Source organism: Sporosarcina sp. HYO08 (assembly GCF_001563475.1).
Taxonomy (GTDB): Bacteria; Bacillota; Bacilli; order Bacillales_A; family Planococcaceae; genus Sporosarcina.
This window is the reverse complement of the sequence record NZ_LPUT01000028.1, coordinates 270,888-296,757: the sequence shown is the minus strand read 5'-3', so window position 1 is coordinate 296,757 and position 25,870 is coordinate 270,888. Positions and strand designations below refer to the sequence as shown.

At 41.7% G+C, this 25,870-nt stretch carries 29 protein-coding genes; all 29 read right to left on the bottom strand.

Going from position 1 to position 25,870, the window contains the following annotated elements:
• Nucleotides 1-4: 4 nt before the first annotated feature.
• A complete protein-coding gene (fliP, locus tag AU377_RS12850; RefSeq protein ID WP_067408164.1) occupies nt 5-670 on the bottom strand; it encodes a flagellar type III secretion system pore protein FliP in 666 nt (221 codons plus the stop codon).
• Complete coding sequence (locus tag AU377_RS12845; RefSeq protein ID WP_067408163.1) at nt 663-1,406, bottom strand: flagellar biosynthetic protein FliO; 744 nt, start codon at nt 1,404-1,406, stop codon at nt 663-665. Before AU377_RS12845 ends, fliP begins: the two co-directional genes overlap by 8 nt.
• A complete protein-coding gene (locus AU377_RS12840) occupies nt 1,378-1,740 on the bottom strand; it encodes a response regulator (protein ID WP_067408162.1) in 363 nt (120 codons plus the stop codon). The genes AU377_RS12845 and AU377_RS12840 overlap by 29 nt, the downstream gene beginning before the upstream one ends.
• A 22-nt stretch (nt 1,741-1,762) precedes the next feature.
• Nucleotides 1,763-2,962 carry a flagellar motor switch phosphatase FliY gene (gene fliY, locus AU377_RS12835; RefSeq protein ID WP_067408161.1) on the bottom strand — a complete coding sequence of 400 codons (1,200 nt, stop codon included), beginning with the start codon at nt 2,960-2,962 and terminating at the stop codon, nt 1,763-1,765.
• Entirely contained in the window at nt 2,955-3,953 is a 999-nt protein-coding gene (fliM, locus tag AU377_RS12830) for a flagellar motor switch protein FliM (protein ID WP_067408160.1), read from the bottom strand. Before fliM ends, fliY begins: the two co-directional genes overlap by 8 nt.
• Nucleotides 3,954-3,977: 24 nt before the next feature.
• A complete protein-coding gene (gene fliL / locus AU377_RS12825; RefSeq protein ID WP_067408159.1) occupies nt 3,978-4,403 on the bottom strand; it encodes a flagellar basal body-associated protein FliL in 426 nt (141 codons plus the stop codon).
• Nucleotides 4,393-4,617 (bottom strand): flagellar FlbD family protein, encoded by a 225-nt coding sequence (locus tag AU377_RS12820; protein WP_067408158.1) that lies wholly within the window; start codon nt 4,615-4,617, stop codon nt 4,393-4,395. Before AU377_RS12820 ends, fliL begins: the two co-directional genes overlap by 11 nt.
• 16 nt (nt 4,618-4,633) lie before the next feature.
• Complete coding sequence (flgG, locus tag AU377_RS12815) at nt 4,634-5,509, bottom strand: flagellar basal body rod protein FlgG (RefSeq protein WP_067408157.1); 876 nt, start codon at nt 5,507-5,509, stop codon at nt 4,634-4,636.
• Nucleotides 5,510-5,527: 18 nt separating this feature from the next.
• Nucleotides 5,528-6,172 (bottom strand): flagellar hook assembly protein FlgD, encoded by a 645-nt coding sequence (gene flgD / locus AU377_RS12810; protein WP_067408156.1) that lies wholly within the window; start codon nt 6,170-6,172, stop codon nt 5,528-5,530.
• Between the two features lie 3 nt (nt 6,173-6,175).
• Nucleotides 6,176-7,288, bottom strand: a complete 1,113-nt coding sequence (locus AU377_RS12805; RefSeq protein WP_067408155.1) for a flagellar hook-length control protein FliK — start codon at nt 7,286-7,288, stop codon at nt 6,176-6,178.
• Between the two features lie 97 nt (nt 7,289-7,385).
• Nucleotides 7,386-7,916: a MotE family protein gene (locus AU377_RS12800; RefSeq protein ID WP_067408154.1), complete on the bottom strand. Its 531-nt coding sequence runs from the start codon at nt 7,914-7,916 to the stop codon at nt 7,386-7,388.
• Nucleotide 7,917: 1 nt separating this feature from the next.
• Nucleotides 7,918-8,370 carry a flagellar export protein FliJ gene (gene fliJ / locus AU377_RS12795; RefSeq protein ID WP_067408153.1) on the bottom strand — a complete coding sequence of 151 codons (453 nt, stop codon included), beginning with the start codon at nt 8,368-8,370 and terminating at the stop codon, nt 7,918-7,920.
• Nucleotides 8,367-9,698, bottom strand: a complete 1,332-nt coding sequence (gene fliI / locus AU377_RS12790; RefSeq protein WP_067408152.1) for a flagellar protein export ATPase FliI — start codon at nt 9,696-9,698, stop codon at nt 8,367-8,369. Before fliI ends, fliJ begins: the two co-directional genes overlap by 4 nt.
• Nucleotides 9,695-10,465, bottom strand: a complete 771-nt coding sequence (fliH, locus tag AU377_RS12785) for a flagellar assembly protein FliH (RefSeq protein WP_067408151.1) — start codon at nt 10,463-10,465, stop codon at nt 9,695-9,697. Before fliH ends, fliI begins: the two co-directional genes overlap by 4 nt.
• Nucleotides 10,458-11,471, bottom strand: a complete 1,014-nt coding sequence (gene fliG / locus AU377_RS12780; protein WP_067408150.1) for a flagellar motor switch protein FliG — start codon at nt 11,469-11,471, stop codon at nt 10,458-10,460. The genes fliH and fliG overlap by 8 nt, the downstream gene beginning before the upstream one ends.
• A gap of 15 nt (nt 11,472-11,486) precedes the next feature.
• Nucleotides 11,487-13,073 carry a flagellar basal-body MS-ring/collar protein FliF gene (gene fliF, locus AU377_RS12775; protein ID WP_067408149.1) on the bottom strand — a complete coding sequence of 529 codons (1,587 nt, stop codon included), beginning with the start codon at nt 13,071-13,073 and terminating at the stop codon, nt 11,487-11,489.
• 140 nt (nt 13,074-13,213) lie between these two features.
• Nucleotides 13,214-13,366 carry a hypothetical protein gene (locus AU377_RS15565; RefSeq protein WP_156450444.1) on the bottom strand — a complete coding sequence of 51 codons (153 nt, stop codon included), beginning with the start codon at nt 13,364-13,366 and terminating at the stop codon, nt 13,214-13,216.
• Nucleotides 13,367-13,417: 51 nt separating this feature from the next.
• A complete protein-coding gene (gene fliE / locus AU377_RS12770) occupies nt 13,418-13,726 on the bottom strand; it encodes a flagellar hook-basal body complex protein FliE (protein WP_067408148.1) in 309 nt (102 codons plus the stop codon).
• Between the two features lie 19 nt (nt 13,727-13,745).
• A complete protein-coding gene (gene flgC / locus AU377_RS12765) occupies nt 13,746-14,204 on the bottom strand; it encodes a flagellar basal body rod protein FlgC (protein WP_067408147.1) in 459 nt (152 codons plus the stop codon).
• Entirely contained in the window at nt 14,201-14,596 is a 396-nt protein-coding gene (gene flgB, locus AU377_RS12760; protein ID WP_067408146.1) for a flagellar basal body rod protein FlgB, read from the bottom strand. The genes flgC and flgB overlap by 4 nt, the downstream gene beginning before the upstream one ends.
• A gap of 294 nt (nt 14,597-14,890) precedes the next feature.
• Entirely contained in the window at nt 14,891-15,667 is a 777-nt protein-coding gene (gene codY, locus AU377_RS12755) for a GTP-sensing pleiotropic transcriptional regulator CodY (RefSeq protein WP_067408145.1), read from the bottom strand.
• A 96-nt stretch (nt 15,668-15,763) separates the two neighbouring features.
• Entirely contained in the window at nt 15,764-17,164 is a 1,401-nt protein-coding gene (gene hslU / locus AU377_RS12750) for an ATP-dependent protease ATPase subunit HslU (RefSeq protein ID WP_067408144.1), read from the bottom strand.
• On the bottom strand, nt 17,161-17,703 hold the full coding sequence (gene hslV, locus AU377_RS12745) for an ATP-dependent protease subunit HslV (RefSeq protein ID WP_067408143.1): 543 nt from the start codon (nt 17,701-17,703) through the stop codon (nt 17,161-17,163). The genes hslU and hslV overlap by 4 nt, the downstream gene beginning before the upstream one ends.
• Before the next feature lie 12 nt (nt 17,704-17,715).
• Nucleotides 17,716-18,609, bottom strand: a complete 894-nt coding sequence (gene xerC / locus AU377_RS12740; protein ID WP_067408142.1) for a tyrosine recombinase XerC — start codon at nt 18,607-18,609, stop codon at nt 17,716-17,718.
• 324 nt (nt 18,610-18,933) lie between these two features.
• Nucleotides 18,934-20,244, bottom strand: a complete 1,311-nt coding sequence (trmFO, locus tag AU377_RS12735) for an FADH(2)-oxidizing methylenetetrahydrofolate--tRNA-(uracil(54)-C(5))-methyltransferase TrmFO (protein WP_067408141.1) — start codon at nt 20,242-20,244, stop codon at nt 18,934-18,936.
• Between the two features lie 317 nt (nt 20,245-20,561).
• Nucleotides 20,562-22,637, bottom strand: coding sequence for a type I DNA topoisomerase (gene topA, locus AU377_RS12730; RefSeq protein ID WP_067408140.1), 2,076 nt, complete (start codon nt 22,635-22,637; stop codon nt 20,562-20,564).
• 193 nt (nt 22,638-22,830) lie between these two features.
• Nucleotides 22,831-23,718, bottom strand: a complete 888-nt coding sequence (dprA, locus tag AU377_RS12725; protein ID WP_067408139.1) for a DNA-processing protein DprA — start codon at nt 23,716-23,718, stop codon at nt 22,831-22,833.
• A gap of 66 nt (nt 23,719-23,784) precedes the next feature.
• Nucleotides 23,785-24,687, bottom strand: a complete 903-nt coding sequence (gene sucD / locus AU377_RS12720; RefSeq protein WP_067408138.1) for a succinate--CoA ligase subunit alpha — start codon at nt 24,685-24,687, stop codon at nt 23,785-23,787.
• An 18-nt stretch (nt 24,688-24,705) separates the two neighbouring features.
• Entirely contained in the window at nt 24,706-25,866 is a 1,161-nt protein-coding gene (gene sucC, locus AU377_RS12715) for an ADP-forming succinate--CoA ligase subunit beta (RefSeq protein WP_067408137.1), read from the bottom strand.
• Between the last annotated feature and the right edge of the window lie 4 nt (nt 25,867-25,870).

Genomic DNA, 25,870 nt, shown 5'->3' with positions numbered 1-25,870 from the left:
CCTCCTAAAAGCTTTGCAGCAATGATTTAATAATGAGATGCCAGCCATCTACAAGCACAAATAGTAAAATTTTAAAGGGCAACGAAATCATCACTGGCGGAAGCATCATCATGCCCATCGACATAAGAACACTTGCCACGATCATGTCAATGACAAGAAATGGGATAAAGATCATGAAACCCATTTGAAAAGCTGTTTTCATTTCACTAATTGCAAATGCAGGAACGAGCATTGTGAGTGGTATTTCTTCAATTGTTTCCGGTCTTTCAACCCCGTTGTAACGCAGAAATAAATCTAAATCCTTCTGGCGCGTATGTTTGCTCATAAACGTTTTAAATGGCACGCTCGCCTTTTCATAAGCCTCTTCAAGGGTGATTTCATCTTCAAATAAAGGCTTTAGTGCCGTTTCATTCACCTCTTGAAATGTTGGCGCCATTACGAAAAAAGTTAAAAATAGGGCAAGCCCAACTAAAACTTGGTTCGGCGGCATTTGTTGTGTCGCAAGGGCAGTACGGACAAAAGACAATACAATAATAATCCTTGCAAAAGATGTCATCAAAATCAGAATCGCCGGTGCAAGTGAGAGGACAGTTAACAGCAACATCAATTTGAGTGATGTCGAAACGTTTGCAGGGTCACTATCCGAAAAAAATTGAACAATGTTAATCATTTCGGTTGTGCCCCTTTTCAATGAATCGTTTAACTTGCTCATTTCGCTCTGTTTTCACTTCATGTAATTTGGATTTAAAAAGTTCAACGAAAGAAGCCATCTCACCGTTTGATTGATGTTGTGCTTCTTTTGCTTTACCTGCACTTTTCATAAGCAAGCGTGGAAGCAGACCTGTCGTCAGATGGCGCTCCTCATCTACTGTGTAAAATTCTTGCAATTTTGCTATTTCCTCTTCGTCGGTTATTTCTTTTAGTAAACGAATATCTTCCCCAACACCAATGACAAAATAAGTATCGCCTATGGTAACAAGTTGAATCGACTTTTGCTGTCCGAGTGAAATACCGCCCAAGTTTTTAATCATTCGATTTTGATCGTATTGGCGATTTTTCCGATTCATAAACTTAAGTAAGGCAATCAGCAACCCAATGACAAAAAGTAGCGCCAAAAACGTTTTAACATACTCCCAAGCAGACAAAGAAACAACCCCTTGGCTTGTTTCTTTGTCAACATCCATCGTGACAACCTCTTTTTCGGATGTTGTTTTGCCTGCTTGCCTGCAGCCTTCTTCTTCATTCACACAATCTAAAACCGTCGTATTGGACTCCGCGAATGCGTTAGCTTGAAATGCCAAGCTGCAAAACAACATGAAAAATGCAAACATTGAACCGAAGAACATATTCTTCATTGTAAACATGCGCATAGCTTGTTTATCCCAATGCTTTTTCAATGGCTTCAATGACTCGATCCGCTTGAAACGGCTTGACGATAAAATCTTTTGCCCCTACTTGAATTGCGTCAATGACCATCGCCTGTTGTCCCATCGCGGAACACATAATAACTGTAGCGGCAGGGTCTTTTTCTTTAATCGCCTTTAATGCTGCAATTCCATCCATTTCTGGCATTGTAATATCCATTGTGACGAGATCTGGTTTTAACTCAAAATATTTCTCCACTGCTTGGTTTCCATCAGCAGCTTCCCCGACAACTTCATAATCGTTTTTCGTTAAAATATCCTTGATCATCATACGCATGAACGCTGCGTCATCGACAATTAAAATACGTTTTCCCATTGTTAAAAGCCCCCTAAAAAAATTATTTCAAATTATTTAATCGTTCTGTTTGGCTCAATATATCCGTAATGCGAACACCAAAATTCTCATCGATCACAACAACTTCACCTTTGGCAATATGACGATTATTAACGAGGATGTCAACAGGCTCACCAGCCAATTTATCTAATTCGATAATAGAACCGCTGGACATTTCCAAGATTTCTTTCACTGAGCGTGTTGTTCGACCGAGCTCAACGGTTACTTGCAATGGTATATCTAATAACATATTCAAATTATTCGATTCATTTTGGCTTAAAGCAGGTTGATCGAAGCTTGCAAATTGAGCTTGTTGCACATGGATCGGTTGTTTTGACGGCCGTTGCTGTTCACGGATGGCAGCTTGTCCGTGTGACAAATGATTCTCGACAGCATGCGTTTGACGCTCTGTTTGTTCTTGTTCTACCTGTTGATGAGATCCAATCGGCGAAGGGTCTATTGTCCCATTCGTTTTCACCGGCTCGCTCATTTCCCTTGTCACGGCGGACTCTGTCTCACTAGTCCCTTCCATTAGTGATGCAACTAGCTTCTTGCCAAAGTCGAGCGGTAAAAGTTGCATAATTGTAGAGTCTATTAATTCACCAATTTTAAGTGAAAAAGCAACTTTAATATATAGTTCGTCATGATCTAGGTGATCTTTCACTTGATCATCTGGAACATTCACAAGATCGACTGTTGGCGGGGAAATATCAACTCTTTTATTAAATACCATTGACATAGACGTAGCAGCCGAGCCCATCATTTGGTTCATCGCTTCCTGAACGGCACTTAAGTGAATTTCCCCTAGCTCCATATTCGGACTTAGCCCATTTCCGCCCAACATGAGATCGACAATAATAGCCGCGTCACTTTTCTCGACGACTAGAAGATTCATGCCGCTTAAACCTTCAGTGTAGTTCACTTTAACGACTACATACGGATGGATAAACTCTTTTTCTAGTATCTCTGTATTGACAAGTTCAATATGCGGCGTCGTAATGTCCACCTTTTGCCCAAGCAATGCAGATAATGCCGTTGCAGAACTGCCAATTGATATATTGCCAATTTCTCCAAGCGCGTCCGTCTCTAACTCATTTAAACAATCTTTTGTTTGAATTGCAGACGGAAAAGACTCTTTTCCTGTTAAGGATTCTCCGCGCAGTAAAGCTTCAATTTCTTCCTGTGAGAGAATTTGATCACTCATCGGCATTTCCCTCCCCTGTCAAACTTTCTATTACTTGGACAGCCATCCGATTTTTAGATTGCCCAGGTTGTGCTGTAAATTTTGGCACATTGCCAATTTTAACCAATAGCGGCTCGTTGATTTTTTGGTCTAACGAAATGACGTCACCTACTTGTAAGTGTAGGAAATCATCCACAGTCATCTGACCGTTACCAAGTTCTGCGGCGATTGAAAGCTGCGTATTTTTCAACTGCTTTTCGATTTGTAAGCTTTGTTCCGCCGTTGGTTCTTTTTTGTTCGATTGCATCCAATAACGCACCGACAAATTATGGACGATCGGCTCTAGCACCACATGTGGAATACAAATATTAATCATACCGCTTGATTCTCCAATTACGGTGTTGAAAGAAATGACGACAACTGTTTCATTTGGCGATATCATTTGGAGAAATTGCGGGTTAACTTCTAACTCCTTTAAATAAGGATCTATTTGGATAATGCTAGCCCATGCTTCTTGTAAATTATCGAAGGAACGTTCAAATAAATTTGTTAAAATCTTTGTTTCTATTTCAGTGAAATTCTCAACGGTTTCTGTACTATCCCCAGTCCCCCCCATTAAACGATCCAACATCGAATAAGCAACTTTCGGATTGACTTCCATTAAGATATTGCCGTCTAAAGGTGGAACTTCGAAAATCGTAATAAGCGTCATGTTCGGGATCGATCGGATAAACTCTTCGAATGGAATTTGATCGACAGAAGCGACATTAATTTGGACGTATGTGCGAAGCTGTGCCGAAAAATAAGTCGTTAACAGTCTTGAAAAATTTTCATGAATACGGGTTAAACTTCGTATTTGGTCTTTTGAAAACCGAAGGGCTCGTTTAAAGTCGTAAACTTTGACTTTCCGGGTTTGTTCTTCTTTTTTCATTTCTTCTGCAGACATTTCTCCAGTCGATAACGCAGATAAAAGCGCATCAATTTCATTTTGCGATAATATTTCCCCGGGCACTTGAACGACCTCCTTCTTATACGGTTATTGGATCATAGACGAAACAATATATACTTTTTGCACTTCGCCGCTTTGCATTAAAGCGTTTATTTGCGCCCGAACGGCCTCTTCAAATTTTTGCTTACCTGACTTCCCTTCCAAGTCCGCGGAAGTCATTTCGGAAAGCTCTTGAATAATCATATTTTTCACTTGGAAATCTCTCTTTGACAATTCTTTCGCAGCTTGTTTACTGTTTGTTTGGATCTTCAATGAAATTCGGATGAATTGCTTACCCGCTAAATTCGTTGTAATTTCTTCCACATCGACCGATGCTTCAAGAATTTCATCAATAGTAGGATTAGCGCTAGGTTCTTTTTTGTCATATTGGAAGTAGTAAAACATGCCAATCATTCCGATTAATGTCAAGCTGACTAGAAAAATTAATGTAAGCGTCAGTGCTTTATTCTTCATGGCTATCACCTCGAACGGGCGGGTCCACGCCTAATAAATGAACGGATCGATAAAAAGCAAGGACCCTTTCGTTTATCTTTTTAGCTGAATCACGTGCAATGTATTTCTTTCCATTCGTTAATGTAATCGTTGTATCCGGCAATGACTCGATCGTTTCAATATATAGCGCGTTCAATGTGAATGTTGTACCATTGAGCCGCGTCACTTTAATCATACTTCTCACTCATTCCTTATCGTTTTAAGTTCACGAGCTCTTGAAGAATTTCATCAGACGTTGTAATAATTCTCGTATTCGCCTGGAAACCGCGCTGTGCCACGATCATTTCTGTAAACTCTTCAGCTAGGTCAACGTTGGACATTTCTAGGAAGCCTGAGTTGATGGAGCCTAGGCCGGATGTTGTAGCGCTATTAACAGTAGGATTACCCGAGTTCGGTGAAGCTTCAAAGTAATTTCCGCCATTTTTTGTGAGTCCGCCCGGATTCGAGAATTTAGCTAGTAATAGTTGCCCTGCAGTTTGTAATTCACCTTTATCATCAACAAAAGTAACCATTCCATCTTGACCGATAGACATGCTTTGTGCAGTTATTGGGATAAGTATCGGCTTTTCTTTTGGATTAGTAGTGGGGATTGCATAATTCCCGCCACTAATTTCCGCTGCGTACCCTACAAGGTATTTACCATCAGAGTTGACAAGATACCCGTCTTGATCCATATAGAAATTCCCAGCCCGCGTATATAACACATTGGAAAAACCTGTAAGTTCGTTGTTTGTTCCCGTTCTAACACCATCCGCCACCTGGAAAAACCCATCTCCAGAAATTGCCAAATCAAGCGTGTTGCCTGTAAACTGTGTAGAACCAGCCGTATGCAACGTGTCAATCGCGGCAATTTGCGATCCAAGTCCAATTTGCTTCGGGTTTACACCGCCCCGCGTATCAGTCGCTTCCGAAGCCCCCGCCACAGTTTGTGAAATCAAATCTTTGAAAATCGTACGGCCTTTTTTAAAGCCATATGTATTAACGTTGGAAATATTATTTCCAATAACGTCTAGTTTTGTTTGAAAGTTTCGTAGACCAGAAATACCTGAATACATTGAACGTAACATATTTTTTAGACCCCTCTTTTACTTTGTAATTGAAACGAAAGAATTGCCATCGATCCGTGTCCCATCATCCAAAACGTATTGCATCTTGCCGTCTTTTGTAGAAACCGAAACGACCTCACCTGTTTTCTCTTCGCCATCTGCCATATAGCCAACGGTTTTGCCAATGAGCAAGCTCGCTTCCACAAGTCCGTTTGAACGACCGCCGCTCATCACTTCCGAAATATTACCCGGCGTCAACTCTTTCCCGTCTTCTGTAAGAAATACAACAGAATCTTCCACATACTTAACAGATCGGATCACGCTTGTGCCTTCATTCACAATCGGTTGACCGCTTGCATCAATTTCTTCTGTTAGTTCATGCCAACGAACGGAGTGACCGACGAAGCTCGTATATTGGATCAGTTGTGCTTGTTTCTGAGCTGCCGCGAAACTTTCAAATGATTTTGCAAGATTCATCGTCTGTTCCAAGGAAGAAAACTGTGCCATTTGTGCGATGAATTCATTGTCTTTCATCGGATTCGTCGGATCTTGGTTTTGCAGCTGTGCAATGAGCAGTTTCATAAAATCATCTTTGCCAAGGACACCATTACCAGTTTGCCGCTCGTCTCTTTTTTTATTGATCAGATACATCGATTGTGTAATGGCCGTTTGTCCCTCAATCATTGATCACACCTCCACTTCCAACAAATACTCCTCGAATGATTGTTCTTCTTTATCACTTTTTTGTTGTTCATCAGTTGTTTCTTGCTGTTCTCTTCCAAAATGTTCATTAAAAGATTGGTCTCGGTCACTTTTATATGGCTGTTGGATCGATTGAGAAATGTCAATCCTTTCCACGTGTAAGCTTTGCTGAACAAAAGCATTCCTTAACTGAGTAAGCTGACTGTCTAACAATTCTTTTCCTAGTGTGGTAGATGTGAGGATACGAGCGGTTAGCACGCCGTTGGATTGTAATAACTCAATTCTTATTTGTCCAAGTTGCTCTGGATACAATTTGATGAGCAAACGTTGCGTGCCACCTGTTTGACCAAAGTTCGACCGCTTGAAAATCATTTGTAAATCACGCATGAAGTTTTCTTGACGGTGTACAGTCTCTACCCTATCCACCATTTGCCCACTGGTAGACGATGAAACGGTATGCATTGGGATACTTTTCACTTCTTCTGCCAGTCCATTTTTGGGGATTGCACCTTTTTCCTGTACTGATTCTAGGTTTGTCCCAAAATAATAAGGTTGAATTGGCCGGCTTACCCCTTCATTCGTTCGTCCAATCGTGTCAAGTTGTTTTTCTAATCCATTGAAGCGATCTTGAAGTGTATTCACTGCTTGTTGTTGTTCCCAAGTGCCGTCAATTTCCACCAGGTGAAGTGCAATCATTTTCAGCTCCACAATAATGGCCGCAACCTGCTTTTCAGAGAATTCTCCCCTGCCTTCAAGGGAGTCAAGCAACGCCGTGAAAAATGGCTGTCCCAATTGGTCAATTGCCATCAACAACCCCAAAGAGGAGTCTATTCGATCGATTTGGGGCAATTCCACCCCTAATTGTTCCAATAGCGGGATGATCGTGTCCTTTTGTTCAACACTTCCCATTGCATCATTTTCCAAAGCTGACTGTTCACCAATAATTTCTGCTAATTGTTCTAAGGTCGTCACTTGAAGAACAGACTGGATGAACTGCTGGGCTTCGGGATTCACTTGATGTTCAACAGGGAAGCTATTACATGGATTATTAGTAATCTGTTGTAAAACAGCACCAAAAGTTCCCGAGGCAACGCCCATTCTCTCACCCCCACTAGGAGTAGATCGGTTCATCAAGCCTATTGGCAATTGCAGTGACTGAATGTTGATTGTTTTCGCCGCCTTTCTTACACTACGACTATTTTGTCATTAGCGTTGTATACTTCGCGCCATCCTCAGGGGGCATTTTCTCTAATATAGCTGCAACCCGCTCCGCTTTTAAACTGGTTAAAATACGTAGCGCTTCTGCGTCATCCATTTTTAAAAGGATTGGCGCTACAGATTTTGCTGACATTTGTTCGAATGTCATGACTATTTCCTGAAATTTTTTCTTTGTGTTTTGCTGATCACGTTGGAGTACTGCAATCTCATTCTCCAACTTCTCTTGCACGATGAGCAATTCTTCATTTTTCTCTTTATACTGTTGGAGCGATTGCTGGAGTTCTTGGATTTTTACTTCTCTTTCCTCTTTTTCCACTTTCAAATGAGTTATTTGCTCTTCCAGCACAACATAGTCTGTCTCTATGTCAGCTGTTTTGTTTACAAATGGAAGTGCTGCTGACCACTCTTTCGCTTTTTCGGTTAATGAGGGATTCATAAATATCGTAAGAAGGAATAAAATAGCAGCTATTACAAGCAGTGAACTTAGAAACCAGAATAGTTTCCTCATATTACCCCCCAATTCCATGTCTTCGGAACATTGCAGTTGATAGCTCATCAAGACGAACCACTTCAACCTGTTCCATTTCTGTACGATACTGATCGCGATCCTTTTCTCTCATCTTTTCAAACTTTTTCACTTCAAGCGTTTTGTTTAATAACTTATTTTCATACCAATTCATTTTCGACCTTGCTTGAATGACTTGGTTTTGAAGCTCGTCAATTCTTTTCTCCAAACTGTTGATGAATTTCGCGTAATAATGAAATTCATTCATCGAAAAGCCGACCGCCATTTTTCCCTGCTGCTCCTGTAATACATCTTCTTTTCGTTTTAATAAATCGTATAATTCTGTCGCCACAGCTTTAAATTCATCAACAGCTGCATTATAATCTACTTCAATTTCTTTCTTTTCTTGTTCTCGAAAGCTTAAGACATTTTCAAAACGATATTTGAAGGCTTTCATGGGCGTTCACTTCCTAAGGCTAGTGCTTTCAACTCTTCAATTGTTGCTTCCATTGACGCATTTTCATTGAAACTTTGTTTGAGAAAATGAACAATATGAGGTTCATAGTCGATGGCTTCGTCAATTTCAGGAGAAGTCCCCCGTTTGTAAGCACCGATCTGAATGAGGTCCTCTGATTTTTCGTATGTATAATACAATTCACGTAATCTCTCAGCTGCTTTTACATGGCTGCTATCCGCAATATGATTCATTAATCGACTTACACTTTTTAATACGTTGATAGCAGGATATTGTCCCTTATTTGCCAACGTGCGGTCAAGAACGATATGTCCATCCAATATACCTCGTACCGCATCAGCAATCGGCTCGTTCATATCATCTCCATCGACGAGAACCGTATAAAAAGCAGTAATGGTTCCCGCTTCACTAGTGCCCGTTCGTTCCAAAAGTCTTGGCAAAATTGAAAACACGGATGGGGTATATCCTCGTGTAGCGGGTGGTTCCCCAACCGCCAACCCGACTTCACGCTGTGCCATTGCCACACGTGTAACGGAATCCATCATGAGCATGACATTTAATCCTTTATCACGAAAATATTCTGCGATCGCAGTGGCGGTGAAAGCGCCTTTAATACGCATAAGTGCTGGTTGATCGGAAGTTGCTGCAACAACGATTGTTCGGCTCAAACCTTCTGGACCTAAGTCCCTTTCGATAAAGTCTCGAATTTCTCGACCCCGCTCACCGATTAACGCAATGACATTCAAATCGGCCGTTGTATTTCTTGCAATCATCCCAAGCAATGTACTTTTTCCAACACCTGAACCGGCAAAGATTCCAACCCGCTGTCCGGTCCCAACTGTCAGCATGCCGTCAATCGCCTTCACGCCAACCGACAGCTTTGCATCAATTGGCGGCCTTGTTAACGCATTAGGTGGTTCTTGCTCTGTTTGGATTGTCGTTAACCCCTTTGGTAACGGACTGTCATCGATTGGATTCCCCATCGCATCGAGAACTTTTCCAATGAGTGCTGAACCGATCTTTACTTCAAGCGGCTTACCAAGTCCTTCTACTAAACAACCGCTTGAAATCGTACGAAGTGTCGTATAAGGCATTAGTATGACAATTTCTTCCCGAAAGCCGACAACTTCTGCTTGAATCTTTGTATGTGCCGATCCGTTCGATTGAAGATGAATTTGACAAACATCTCCTATCGAACATTCCGGACCTTGCGATTCAATCATCAAACCGACAACTCGAACAACGCGGCCATACTTTTTATACGTTTTTAACGTAGGAATGACTGCCGCCAATTCCGCTGCTTTCTTCACCTCGAATCCCCACTCTCCAAAATCTCCACAAGTTTTTCCCGCAATTCATTTAACTGTTCATCGATACTAACCACAATTCGGCCATGATTCGTTTCGATATAACATTGTGTTGACTCAAAATCGTCGTTTGCAAAAATGAGAAACGGAATATCCGGCGGAAAAATGGCAGCAAGTTCCGAACGATTTTTAGAAACAAGCTCAAAATAATCAAGTGAAACGTATAGTTTAATTTCTTTCATTTCCCTTGCTTCTTTTAACGCCTGCTTTACAATCGATAAGTAAGTCGCCTCCTCCTGCTTTAGCGATTGCCCAATAATTCGCTCTGCCGACCGAATGGCAAGATCGAGGATGACGCGCTCTTGACTTTCTAAATAGGCTTCGGCATTATGATTCGATGTATTTGTTGCATCATTTACGCGTTGTATGGTCTCGGCCAAATCAGCCATTATTTTACCGCGGCCTTCCTCATAGCCAATTTGAAATCCTTCTTCATAAGCTTGCCGCTCGAGTGTCGCTTTTTCCTGTTGCCATGCATCTCGTAAGGCCCGAACATCTTCTGTTGCGATATGCCGCATTTGCTCAAGTTCAGCTTGTTCTTGTTCAATTGCAATTTTTGCTTCTTGTAATAACCGATCGCGTTCCTCATAAATAACCGTCATTGATATTTTTTCTTCGGGAAGATCTTGCGGCGAGAAAAGATTGCGTATAGCAATTTTTTTATTTCCTTGTTGCGGAATCGTATTTTCCGAGCGAAATACATTAGACAACTATGTCATCTCCCCCACCGCGGGCGATGATAATTTCTCCCGCATCTTCTAATCTGCGAATCGTACTAACAATCCGGCTTTGCGCTTCTTCAACATCACGTAAGCGAACCGGTCCCATAAATTCAAGCTCTTCTTTAAATGTTTCTGCCATGCGCTGGGACATATTACGGAATAATATATCCTTTACTTCTTCGCTTGACACTTTCATCGACAACATTAAGTCATCATTTTCGCACTCGCGGATAATCCGTTGAATAGAAAGATTATCCAGTGTCACGATATCCTCAAATACAAACATGCGTTTCCGAATTTCCTCTGCCAGCTCGGGATCTTGAATTTCAAGCGCATCTAAAATCGTTTTCTCAGTTGCGCGGTCCACTCCATTTAGCACATCTACAACCGCATCTACACCACCTGTGTCCGAAAAGTCCTGCGCCACTGTAGAAGACAGCTTTCTTTCAAGAACTGCTTCAATCTCGCTAATAACATCTGGAGACGTTGAATCCATTACAGCAATACGTCTCGCAATATCCGCTTGTTTTTCTTGCGGCAAGGAGGACAGAATGATCCCCGCTTGCTCGGGATCTAAATAGGATAAGATGAGGGCGATCGTCTGCGGATGCTCGTTTTGTATGAAATTTAATAGCTGAGCTGGATCAGCCCTTCTTGCAAAGTCAAAAGGACGTACTTGCAGAGAAGAAGTTAGCCGATTAATAATCGATTGGGCATGCTCTTTCCCAAGCGCTTTTTCTAATACAGTTTTAGCGTATCCAATGCCGCCTTGGGAAATATAATCTTGAGCCAATGCGATATTATGAAATTCCTCAATAACTTCTTCCTTTAGTGCAGATTCAACTTTTTTAACACTCGAAATCTCAAGCGTTAAGCGTTCAATTTCCTCTTCACTAAGATGCTTATAAACGGATGCGGATACATCCGGACCAAGAGATATAAGAAGAAGCGCTGCTTTTTGTTTTCCGGTTATTTCTTTTTCTCTTCTCACCAATTTCTCATCCCTCCGTCAATCATCAGAAATCCAAGAACGCAGCAGCTTGGCAAACTCCTCTGGCTTTTCCTTTGCTAACTTCTCTAATTGCTTTTTACGTAAACTTCCCTCAGTTTCATTTTCAGTATGAATATCATCTATTTCCGCCACTGGCGTGACAGTAGAGACAACTGGTTCTTCTACTTCTTCCGGCTGACGTTTCTTTTTCAGTAACAGGAACACAAGTGTGCCGATTAATAGAAGTAGAGCGGCTCCCACTGCATAGATCCACCAAGGAACTTTCGGAGCGGCAGCATCAAAGTCAAATGAGTTTCCACTAAATGGTTGAACGACAACGACTATTTTACTTTCTAATTCGGTATCAGATAATTCGCCTGCTGCTTCTTTGTCAATAGACGTACGGATAATCGTCGCAAGTATTCTTTCAACGTTTCTTTGGACATCTTGGGCAGAGAGATTCGTATTTTCTGCGGGAGAATCGACCATTACTTGGATGCCGATATCCCGAATCTTATAAGGACTTTCGACGATCTCTTTACGGATCCGATTCACTTCGTTATTGACTGTTTCTTCAATTCGTTCATAATCGCCGTTTGAAAACGTCCCATCCACATAGCTTGAATGATTATCGGTTACATCTTCCGCTTCAGGTATCCCTCCGGCCACGGCTCCATTTCCAGTGAACGTTTCGGTTAAACGCTGCACACTAAGCGCAATGCCTTCCATACTTTCTTCGTCAACTGGTTGAACGAGAGATTCTTCCCGATTCTCAAGCTTAAAGTCAATATCCGTCGTTACAGAAACGACGACCTTATCTTGGCCCATCATCGTTCCAAGCATCATTTGTACTTGCCGTTGCAAGTCTCTTTCAATCGTCTTCTTAACAGTCATTTGGTCCGCAATGCTTGGTCCATTCCCACTCGTTGTTGCTTTCAAGTCGTAATACTCGGAGTATTGGTTCATAATGATAATGTCATCCGTCGATAAATTCGGTAAGCTTTTTGAAACCAAATGATAGAGTGCATTAATTTGCGCTTCAGTGAACTGGTGCCCAGGATTCGTTTTCAACATAATCGCTGCACTTGCCTGTTCCTTCTGATCGGTTATAAAGACACCACCAGTCGGTAATGTGATCATAACCTTTGCATCTTTAACACCATCAATTCCTTTAATTAAATTTGCGAGCTCAGTTTGCATCGTCGCAAGTTTAAGCATTTGAAATTCATTATCAGTTGTTCCAAAACCGGCATTTTCCGAAAAAAACGAGTAGTCGATGAGTCCAGAATGCGGAAAACCTTCTGAAGCGAGCGAAACGAGCAAATCATCAACTTGCTCACGGGGCACAAGAATGGAAGTCCCCCCTGGAGCAATTTGATTGGGGACACCTTGGCTGTCCAGCTGCTCTTTGATTCGTCCAATTTCAGCTTGCGACACATCTGTATAAAGCGGCACAAATTCCGTTCGCGACAAAAAATACGTTAACAAGGCTGCAAATAATATAATGACCGCGGTTGAACCTATATATGTAATTTTTTGCTTCCGTGTTCGACTCACCCAAAATGCTTGACTGTCACTTTTGAGTTTCGTCAGTCTTTCATTCATTGTAATCCCCCGGTCAATTCATACTTCTTAATCAATTACGCCTCGGCGTAATTGCGTCGGGATTTTGAATTGCGCAAGCGCAATTAACTCCTTTCAAAATCCCTGACATCTAGTTGCAAGCGCCAGCCTCTCGGGTCGTTTCAGTCTTGCCAAAAAGGTGCAAAGTGCACACCTTTTGTGACAAGCCCTCCAACGCCTGTCGAGGCTTGACGGCGCTTTCCACTTTCAACACATCCGCCGGAGGCTTTTAACTTGAGTCGGCAGGGAGTTTGAATCCCCCGATTTAAAAACATTCCAGCATTCATCCCGCCATTTATGGAAGCGGAAACTTCTGCCGAATCAAGTTAAATTGGCATTCTACTAATTTCTTGATAGGCCTCTACAACCTTATTTCGTATCTCCATCGTTGCATTTAGTGCGATGGATGCTTTTTGAGCAGCAATCATCACCTCGTGCAGGTCTACATTTTTCCCTAGTGCAAGTTTCTCAGTCAACAAATCTGAGTGTTGCTGCTTCTCGTTCACTTCATTGAGTGCCTGCTTAAACATTTGACCAAAGTTTTGCCCGGCTTCGAATGAACTGTCACTCTTTTTACTAACGATTGGTGAAAGGTTTACAGCTGAGTGGCTTTGAAAAACGGATTGAATAGCCATTTATGATCTTCCCTTACAATTATTTTCCAATTTCAAGTGCTTTCATTAACATTGCTTTGTTCGCATTTAATACGGTAACGTTCGCCTCATACGATCGGGTTGCTGACATCAAACCGATCATTTCCCTTAGCGGGTCTACATTCGGCATGGATACATACCCTTCATCGTTCGCATCAGGATGTGCTGGATCGTAGACAATCTTAAAAGGCGTCTCGTGATCTTCATGGATCCGTGACACCGACACTCCTCGACCTGCATCTCCTCGATCTTTTCCAAGCGCTGAATGGAGCAGTGACGAGAATTGCCCTTCTCGCGGTTGAAGTGACACCATTTTACGGCGATAGGGTTGCCATTCGCCGTTAATATATTTCCCACGTGTCGTATCAATATTCGCCATATTTGATGAAATAACATCCATTCGCATGCGCTGAGCTGCCAAGGCAGATGCTGATGTATTTAAACTGTGAAAAATGGTCATCTGCTGCCTCCTTTCAGTACATTTTGTAGTGTATTAAATTTTCCATTGATGCGATCGACTAATGCATGATAGTAGATTTGATTGGTAGCTAGATCGGCTTGCTCTTTATCCATGTCAACACCGTTTCCATTCGATCTTGACTGGAAATTCGAATAAGTAAATACCCCCGAAGCAAACGACTGCGTTTTGAATGGGATATGTTTTTCGTGGGTGCGGTACGTCTGAATAGAAGAAGTTTGGGCGGAGCGTAATACTTCGTTAAAGTTAGTACTTTTCGCTTTATAATTTGGCGTGTCGACATTTGCAATATTTTGGGATATAGTTTTAGATTTTGTTGCAGCATAGTGTAGTCCCTGTTCAAGGACATTGATAGTATTTCCGTAAATATTCATCGTTATCACTCCGAACTTTCATTTCAATTCCATATTTATATTTTCTCTATGAAACAACTATACTATGTTATTATTGTATCGAAAATACTCGAATTTTGTCTATGTCATAAAATCGAATTTTTTCTTTGTCAAAATCGCTCTTTTTATAAGTTAAAGTCGCTTTTCTAAATAAAAAACAACAATTCAACGGAACTTTAGATCTATATCGACATTTTTTCAAGAGACCTATTTCCTGTATCAATGAAATCATAAAAAAACACCTCTTCCAAAGTGGAAGAAGTGCAATAGTCCAAGTTAAGATTTTTGTTTTTCAAGCTCTGGTAAGAACTTCGCATTCAATACTTTAATATACGTACCTTTCATACCAAGTGAACGAGATTCAATAACGCCGGCACTTTCAAGTTTACGAAGTGCGTTAACAATTACTGAACGAGTAATCCCTACGCGATCCGCAATTTTGGAAGCAACAAGCAAGCCTTCATTTCCATCAAGCTCTTTAAAGATGTGCTCAATCGCTTCGTGCTCACTATATGATAGTGAATTGATAGCCATTTGAACTACCGCCTTACTGCGCGCTTCCACTTCAATTTCATCAGCTTTTTCACGTAGAATTTCCATACCAACAACAGTAGCGCCATATTCCGCAAGAATTAAATCTTCTTCTTCAAATTCTTCTTTGAGTCTTGCCAAAACAAGTGTCCCAAGACGATCACCGCCGCCAATAATTGGGACAATTGTCGTTAAACCTTCTTTAAACAGTTCTGGATCCTCTTCAGGGAATACTGTGTATTCACTTGAAATATCGATATTTGATGATGTTTCGTTAATCTCAAAAAGTTTGTTTGTATACTCAAGTGGGAATTTACGTTCTTCGAACATTTTCTTCATACGCTCATTCTCAATTTGATGATGAATTTCTAGTCCGAGTAATTTCCCTTTTCTGCTCACGATAAAAGCGTTACATTCAATTACAGAGCTTAGTTTTTCAGCCATTTCTTTAAAGTTTACTGGTTTCCCTGCTGATTCTTGCAACATTGCATTTATTTCGCGTGTTTTTTTCAATAATGTCATTTCGATTGTTCCTCCCTATATTTAAAACAACTGTATAATGAATATTCTAAAGGTTTTTAATCGTTAAATAAAGTAAAATGCTGTCGTTTAATGTCATTAAAGGACAAAATGTGACAAATCTTTGTTTTTCGCGATGTTTTTTAGTTTTTCATCGACATAATTCGGCGTTATCTTAATTGTTGACGGACCAATATCGGCTGCTTCATAAGACAAGTCCTCAAGCAACTTCTCCATGATCGTATGAAGGCGTCTTGCCCCAATATTTTCGGTTTCATCATTCACATCGTAAGCAATCTCAGCAATTCTGCTAATGGCATCATCTGTAAATTCAACAGTGACATTTTCAGTTGCCAGAAGTTTCTCATATTGTCGAATTAAAGAGAAATCAGGTTCCTTTAAGATTCGTATAAAGTCACTTTTCGACAATTTTCCAAGCTCGACTCGAATTGGAAAGCGGCCTTGCAATTCTGGAATGATGTCAGAAGGCTTTGCCATATGAAATGCACCCGCAGCAATAAATAAAATAAAATCCGTTTTAACAGGTCCATACTTCGTCGAAACAGTCGACCCTTCCACAATTGGCAAAATATCGCGCTGCACGCCTTCCCTAGAAACGTCAATGGATGAACTCCCGCCATTGCGGCTTGCAATTTTATCAATCTCATCGATAAAAATCATGCCCGACTGTTCTGTCAGTTCCACTGCTTGCCTTGCAATTTCATCCTCATCGATTAGCTTATCCGCTTCTTCCGCTTCTAATACTTTTCGCGCATCTTTTACGCTCAGTTTTCTTTTTGCAGTTTTTCTCGGCATGAAAGAGGCAAAAGCATCTTGCATATTCGCACCCATTTGTTCCATCCCCGAGCCTTGCAGTGCATCATAAAGGGAAGGCTGTTGCGCAGATACTTCTACAACGACCATTTCTTCTTCCATTAATCCTGCCTTTAGCTTCGCTGCAACGTCTGAGCGTTTTCGTCTAACTTCAGATTCTTCCTCGTGGTTTCGATCTTCCGGCTCACTCTTTTGGCCAAAGAGCATTTCAAAAGGATTTTGCATCGTATTTTTCTTCTTTTTATCAGGGACCAATAATTCGATTAAACGTTCTTCCGCAAGTTTTGCCGCCTGGTCTTTGACAGCTTCTCTTTTTTCATCCCGTACAATACGTACACCGGCTTCAGTCAGATCACGGATCATCGATTCTACATCGCGCCCGACATAGCCAACCTCGGTGAACTTTGTTGCCTCTACCTTTGTAAAGGGTGCATTTACTAGTTTGGCAATTCTTCTAGCAATTTCTGTTTTTCCAACTCCGGTCGGCCCAATCATCATAATATTCTTTGGAATAATCTCGCTTTTCTCTTCATCAGACAATAGACTTCTTCTATACCTATTTCGGATCGCTACAGCAACAGCACGCTTTGCCTCTTCTTGACCGACAATATAACGGTCTAAGTGAGCGGTCAATTCCTTTGGTGTAAGTTCCTGTCTTTTTGTCATTCGAGTCCCTCCACAATAATCCGATCGTTTGTGTAAACACAAATTTCTGCAGCTGTTTCAAGAGCTGCTTGCGCGATTTCTTTGGCTGTGAGCGTTTCGCCACTATATTTCTTCAAGGCACGGCCAGCAGCAAGCGCATAATGACCACCAGAACCAATTGCTAAAATCCCATCATCTGGTTCAATGACCTCTCCCGTTCCGGATACAAGCAATAATTGTTCACTATCCATGACGAGCAACATCGCTTCAAGTTTCCTAAGCATCCGATCCCCACGCCATTCTCGCGCCATCTCTACAGCCGCACGCTGCAAGTTTCCGTTGTATTCAGTCAGCTTGCCTTCAAACAATTCAAATAATGTAAAGGCGTCCGCAACAGAGCCTGCGAAGCCCGCCAATACTTTACCGCCGAATATTTTACGAACCTTTCTTGCAGTATGCTTCATAACGACTGTATTCCCAACTGTCACTTGACCATCACCTGACATGGCACAAGATCCTTTATGGCGTATCGCGAAAATCGTTGTCGCATGTATCTCCATCGATTCATCCTCCTAAGCCCTTGGGTGGGTATTCATATACGTCTTTCGCAAATGTTCCTTCGTGATATGTGTATATACCTGTGTAGAAGACAGATGGCTGTGCCCAAGCAGTTCTTGGACTGATCTCAGATCCGCACCATTTGCCAATAAATGAGTTGCGAAAGAGTGACGGATCATATGTGGATATATTTTTGTATGAAGAGACGCAGCTTCTATCATCTTATTTAATATATGGCGAACGCCGCGATCTGTTAGTGGATTCCCACGTAAATTCACAAAAAGTCTATCATGTTCTTGTCCTTTCATAAGCAAAGGCCTACTTTGCGAGCGATAAGCATCTAACGCTTCCTGCGCAAAACTACCATAAGGAACATAGCGTTCTTTCCGTCCTTTCCCCATGACCAGTACAATGCCATGTGAATCATCAATATCCTGCAATTTAAGTCCGGTCAACTCACTAACGCGAATGCCCGTTGCGTAAAGAAGTTCGAGTATTGCACGATCTCGCAGCCCCTTCTTATCCGTACCTATTGATAAAAAAAGCTGCTCCAGTTCTTCCTTGTAAAAAAAATCCGGAAGACGCTCTTCCTGCTTTGGATGATGTAAGGAACGAAATGCGCTGTCCCCTATACTAAAACGTGAATTAGCAAATTTAAAGAAAGATCGAATAGATGATATTTTTCTTGAAATTGTTGACCTTGAAAGATCACGATCATAGAGCCTTGTTACATACAATCTAGCTGTAGGATAAGTAACCTCATTTAGATTATTTATCCCTTCCGCCTTAAGAAATAACAAAAATTCATCAATATCTTTTTCATATTCCGAAACCGTATAGGATGAAAAGTTTTTTTCTAAACGAATGTAAGAGAGATATTCATCACGAATAGTAGATATCGTAGACATTCCACTTCACCTCCAACAATGAAGCGTTATTCCCGCATATGCATCGTATGCCTATACTTAACATTGCCGATCATCTGCAATTAAAACCAATTTTCCCGAATTGGAAGACTAATTTGGTAATTCAAAAGTCGTCCACGATTCACTATACAACAAAAGGAAACGATACGGCAACTTTGAAAGGTCGGGAAGTCAGACCTCCCACGCTTAACAATTGGATTTGTCATAGTTTGTTCAAAAATTCACATTGAACCTTTATCAAGTCGTTCTTGCTTTATGAAAAGACATGAAAAAATCTGCAACGATTAGTTGCAGATTTTTTTCATCTTATTGTGAAATTTCGACCTTAAAATCATTTAAAGCATTAAGTGCACGTTCCGCATGCTTTTCAGCACGTTCAACTTTTGACTTGATGCGCTCCCCTAAATCTGGAAACAGGCCAAAGTTAATATTCATCGGTTGGAAGTTTTCAGGATCCGCTTCCGTAATATATCTTGCCAAGCTTCCTAATGCTGTTTCACTTGGAAATACGATCGGTTCTTTGCCAAGCGCTACATTCGCTGCGTTAATCCCTGCAATCAAGCCGGATCCAGCCGATTCAACATATCCTTCCACTCCAGTCATTTGACCGGCAAAAAAGACATTCGGATTGGCAGCTAGTTGATAAGTTGCCTGGAGAACCCGAGGCGAGTTAATAAAAGTATTTCGGTGCATTACGCCATATCGGACAATTTCAGCATTTTCAAGACCAGGGATCAGGCTTAACACTTCTTTTTGCGCGCCCCATTTCATATGCGTTTGAAATCCTACAATATTATATAATGTTCCAGCCGCATCATCTTGTCTAAGCTGGATAACCGCTTTATACCTTTTTCCTGTCTCCGGATGTTCTAAACCAACAGGCTTTAAGGCTCCGAATAATAAAGTTTTTTCGCCGCGTTGTGCCAATACTTCAATTGGCATGCAACCCTCAAAGTAAATTTCTTTTTCAAATTCCTTCAACGGTGCGACTTCTGCTTCAACAAGTGCTTTATAAAATTTTTCAAATTCCGCTTCATCCATTGGACAATTTAAGTAAGCGGCTTCACCTTTATCGTAGCGGGATTTCAAAAACACCTTATTCATGTCAATGGAATCTTTTTCAATAATTGGCGCTGCTGCATCGTAGAAATATAAATATTCTTCCCCCGTCATTTGGCGAACTTTTTCGGCCAATGCCGGGGATGTCAATGGACCCGTAGCAATAATGGTAATCCCTTCTGGAAGCTCAACAACTTCCTCATTGACTACTTCGATGAGCGGGTGATTGCGAATTTGTTCAGTGACGTTGCCGGCAAATTCATGGCGATCTACCGCCAAGGCACCCCCAGCGGGAACTGAACATGCGTCTGCCGATGTGATAATTAAAGAGTCGAACCGTCTCATCTCTTCTTTAATGATACCAACTGCATTTGTTAAATTATTTGCACGGAGTGAATTACTGCACACTAGTTCTGCAAACTTATCCGTATGGTGGGCTGGCGTTTGTTTGACGGGTCTCATTTCGTATAAGCGGACTTTCACGCCTCTTTGTGCAATTTGCCATGCAGCCTCGCTTCCTGCGAGTCCTGCACCTATTACGTTTACGACAGGTGTCATCCTGTCATCACCTTCTTCCTCTCGTTGTTTCTGCTGATTAGGCGGATTATGATGTCTAACTCCAGGCGGCAGATGCTCGGAGGCTCGCAGGATGCGAGTCAGTCAGCCGTTGCCGCAGGACGCGGCGAACTTAGGCCGACATCCTTAAGGCAGTCTTCCAACGCCTGTCGCATCTAGGCAGGCGCCCTACGCTTTTCTATTGTCCAGCTTCAGGCGCCAGATGCTCTGGTCATAAGTCAAAGCTGCTCTGTGGCAAAAACCGCCACCCCGCATCTTCGCCTTATGTCTGCCGCATCTAAGCGCCGCCTTCCGCTTTTCTATTGTTGTGGGTCTTCTTTATAATCACATTCTGTACATTGGATTTGAATGCCTTTTTTGAGTTTTTTCTCGACTAATGTACTTTCGCATTTCGGACATGGTCTTGCGACAGGCTTATCCCATGAGACGTATTCACATTCTGGATATCTGTCACAGCCGTAAAAAATCCGTTTTGTTTTGCTTTTACGTTCAACGACTTGCCCTTCTTTACAGGACGGACAAGTGACGCCGATTGGTTTAATAATCGCTTTTGTATTTCGGCAATCCGGGAAATTGGAACAGGCCATAAACTTTCCGTATCGTCCCATTTTAAATACCATGGGCGATCCACATTTATCACAATCTTCGCCGGCGGGTTCATCTTTTATTTCAATTTTTTCCATCTCTGCATCTGCTACTTGGACATGTTTTTCAAAATCACGGTAAAACTCATCGATGACTTCAACCCATTTGATCGAACCATGTTCCACACTGTCCAGTTCCTTTTCCATTTGGGCTGTAAACTCAACGTCAATAATATCTGGAAAATATTGATTAACAGCTTGATGGACAATTTCTCCTAGTTCTGTCGGGATGAATCTTTTCGCATCTAACGTAACATATCCACGCCTTTGAATCGTATCCAAAGTTGGGGCAAAGGTTGACGGTCGACCAATGCCAAGTTCTTCTAGCGTTCGCACTAAACGCGCTTCTGAATAACGCGGAGGCGGTTGTGTAAAGTGCTGTTTCGGATTAATGTTACTGTATTTCACACGTTCGCCTTCCTCAAGCGGTGGAAGAATTCGATCCTTTTCTTCCTCTTTATCATCAGTACCTTCAATATAAACTTTCATGAAGCCTTGAAACTTAACTTGTGATCCATTTGCCCTGAAACGAACATCATTATTTAGCAAATCTACCGAAACTGTGTCAAGAATAGCCGGTGCCATTTGACTGGCAACGAACCGCTCCCAAATAAGTTTATAAAGGCGCAGCTGATCACGTGACAAAATTTCCCTTAGAGATGAAGGCGAACGCATGACAGACGTCGGACGAACCGCTTCGTGTGCATCCTGGGTATTCGCCGATTCTTTTTTAACACCCTTGGAAGTCGATAAATAGTCTTTTCCATAGAAACTTTCGATATATGACTGCGCTTCCTCTTTCGCCGTATCGGAAATTCTCGTAGAATCTGTTCTCATATACGTAATGAGACCAACGCTTCCTTCTTTTCCTAAGTTAATACCTTCATACAGTTGCTGGGCAAGCATCATCGTCTTTTTCGCCCTAAAGTTAAGTTTACGTGCAGCCTCTTGTTGTAGCGATGACGTCGTAAAGGGAAGAGCTGGATTCCGTTTCCGTTCCTTCTTCACTACTTTCACAACTTCAAATTCATCGCCCTCGATCTGACTGAGGATTCCCTCAACTTGTTCTTTGTTTTCTAGCTTTATTTTTTTCTTGGCATTTCCATAAAAAACAGCTTCAAAATTTTTCTTACCTTTTTCAAATAAACTTTCAATACTCCAGTATTCTTCGGGAACGAAGTTTTTAATTTCATTTTCACGGTCAATAATGAGACGCAACGCAACAGACTGCACACGTCCAGCTGACAGTCCTTTCTTAACCTTCTTCCATAAAATCGGACTAATATTGTAACCGACTAACCGATCCAATATTCTTCGTGCCTGCTGTGCGTCCACTAAATCCATATCAATTGGACGTGGATTTTTAAATGAATCTTTAATCGCATCTTTTGTAATTTCGTTAAACACGACGCGGCACTTGGAATCAATATCGACCCCAAGCTGATGCGCTAAATGCCATGCAATCGCTTCCCCTTCTCTGTCGGGGTCAGCCGCGAGAAAGATTTTTTTGGACTTTTTGGCGTCCTTTTTCAGCTCTTGTAAAATGGGACCTTTCCCTCGAATGGTAATGTACTTTGGTTCGTAATTATTTTCAGTATCGACACCCATCTGACTGCGCGGTAGATCCCGCAAATGCCCAAGGGAAGCGCGAACTTTATATTTTTTCCCCAAATAACGCTCAATTGTTTTAGCCTTTGCAGGGGACTCCACTATTACTAAGTAATCTGCCATAGTTTATTTGCCTCCTCATAGAGGTTCAATATTTATTCCAGTGAAAGAGGATTGACTTTGATCGCTTTTTTCATTTCACTTTAACAATTTTCATAGTCCTCTTTTTTGAGCACGAACTCAAAAGAATATCTGTTGCAAAATGTATAACAGATTTCATTATATTGCAACCTTTAAAGTACGAGATGACATTCCTTCAATGAGAAAATGAAAGACTTTCAATGATTTGATAACCATTCCAAATCGGCTCTGCGCCTTCGTTAATCAGTTTATTGGGCCCTATTGAAAGCGGCGATAAAATAGAGCCCGGCACTGCGAAAATATCTTTTCCATGATCGAGCGCATGCTCAACTGTACTCATCGTTCCGCTTTTTTCGGCAGACTCTGTAATAACGACAGCATCCGACAAGCCGCTGATGATCCGATTACGCATTGGAAAAGTCCATTTTGCCGCTTGCATATAGGGAGGATATTCAGTCACTAATAGGTGATTTCTGCCAATTTCATCCGCTAAACGCTTATTTTGTTTAGGATATAGATGAAATAATCCATGACCTAACACTGCGATTGTCTTGCCCCCATAGTGCAAGGCAACCTCATGTGCCATTGTGTCGGCTCCTTTTGCAAGCCCCGACACAATTACAATCTGATGTTGTACAAGGGGCGGAATGATCAAAGACAATGCTTGTTTGGAATAACTTGTTGCTTGCCGAGAGCCAATGACAGCTATTTTATATGGATTCGTTAAAAGTGTACAATCTCCTTTTACATAAAGAACTGCAGGTGGATCGACAAGTGTTCGCAGTTGAACTGGATAATGGGAATGGGAAAACGGAATGGGGATGATCTCTTTTTGTGCATAAAGCCGATCATAGGGGATCTCAAAATGTTGATGTAAGTTACTTTTCAACAACAGTGCTTTCGTATAAGGAATCGCTAATAATTCCGATATTTGTGTTGTTGGTAACGTCGGTAGCCTTTCGAGTTCCGGGTCTTTCTCAAAAAGCTTTCTTAGTCGGCTCAAAGGAACGGGATACACATAGTGTAATGCTAATAGTCTTTTCTCAAATTCTGTCAGCTCCATAAATTGCTCCTTTTTTTAGATATAGTAAAAAGGACGCGACGGAAAGACCGCCGCATCTCTATTTTCTTAGTGTGTTTTACACTTTTCGTATAGACCTTCTTCTTTGATGACTTTAATTAATGTTTCACCGATAACGGATGGCGTGTCAGCAACTTCGATACCAGCAGCGTTAAGTGCCTTAATCTTTTCTGCCGCAGTTCCTTTACCGCCTGAAATGATGGCACCCGCGTGGCCCATACGTTTTCCTTCAGGTGCTGTTTGTCCGCCGATAAAGCCGACAACAGGCTTTGTCATGTTTTCTTTGATCCACTCGGCAGCTTCTTCTTCTGCTGTACCACCGATTTCACCAATCATGACAACTGCGTACGTTTCTGGGTCTTCATTGAATTCTTTTAGGACGTCAATAAAGTTTGTCCCATTAACAGGGTCTCCACCGATCCCAACAGCTGTCGTTTGACCGATGCCAGCTTGAGAAAGTTGGTGTACTGCTTCGTATGTTAATGTTCCGGAACGTGATACAACACCTACATGGCCTTTTGTATGAATGTATCCAGGCATAATGCCGATTTTACACTCATCAGAAGTAATAACACCCGGGCAGTTTGGTCCAACAAGACGTGTTTTCTTGCCTTCCATATAACGTTTAACTTTTACCATATCAAGAACCGGAATATGCTCTGTAATACAGATTGTCATATCAAGTTCAGCGTCGACCGCTTCCATAATCGCATCCGCAGCAAACGGAGCGGGTACGTAGATAACGGAGACATTAGCACCAGTAGCTTTTACTGCCTCTTCAACAGTATTGAAAACAGGTACGCCAGCAGCCTCTGTTCCACCTTTACCTGGCGTAACACCACCGACAATTTTCGTACCGTATTCTAACATTTCTTTTGTATGGAAAAGTGCTGTTGCACCTGTAATACCTTGTACGATTACTTTTGTATCTTTATTAATATAAATACTCATTGTTTATCCCTGCCTTTCTTAGCCTACGAGTTCAACAATTTTTTGTGCACCGTCTGCCATTGAATCGGCAGCAGTGATATTCAGTCCAGATTCATTTAATAAAGCTTTTCCTTTGTCCACATTTGTACCTTCTAGACGTACAACAAGTGGTACTTGAAGGCCGACTTCTTTCGCAGCAGCAATCACACCTTCTGCGATTACGTCACATTTCATAATGCCGCCGAAAATGTTAACGAAGATCCCTTTAACAGCCTCGTCAGATAAAATGATTTTGAATGCTTCCGTAACTTTCTCAGCAGTTGCACCGCCACCAACATCCAAGAAGTTTGCAGGCGAGCCGCCGTAATAGTTGATTGTATCCATCGTAGCCATCGCTAGACCTGCTCCATTTACCATGCAGCCGATGTTGCCGTCGAGGGAAATATAGCTTAGATCATATTTTGACGCTTCAATTTCCTTTGGATCTTCTTCGTCAAAGTCGCGAAGCTCTTGAATGTCCTTGTGACGGTATAGCGCATTTTCGTCGAAGTTGAATTTTGCATCCAATGCAAGAACATCATCATCGCCTGTTACAACTAGTGGATTAATCTCAACGATGGAAGCATCTTTGTCTACAAATACTTGGTAAAGTCCAAGCATGAATTTAGCCGCTTTGTTAACAAGATGATTTGGAATGTTCATGTTAAAAGCCATGCGGCGCGCTTGGAATCCTGTCAAGCCAACAACTGGGTCAATCACTTCTTTGAAGATTTTTTCCGGTGTTTCTTCCGCAACTTCCTCGATGTCCATGCCGCCCTCTTCAGAACCCATTAACGTAACACGGTCAGTTGCACGGTCAAGCACAAGGCCCAAATAGTATTCTTTCTTTATATCGGAACCTTCTTCGATCAGAAGACGCTTCACTTCTTTTCCTTCTGGTCCAGTTTGATGCGTAATGAGTGTTTTGCCTAGTAACTCTTTAGCATATGTACGTACTTCGTCAAGATTTTTAGCAATCTTAACCCCGCCCGCTTTTCCGCGTCCACCTGCATGAATTTGTGCCTTTACAACAATCACTTCTGTGCCGAGTTCTTTAGCCGCTTTTACTGCCTCATCAGGTGAGAATGCGACCGTACCGTTTGAAACAGCTACTCCATATTGTCTTAGGAGCTGCTTACCTTGATATTCATGGATATTCATCTTA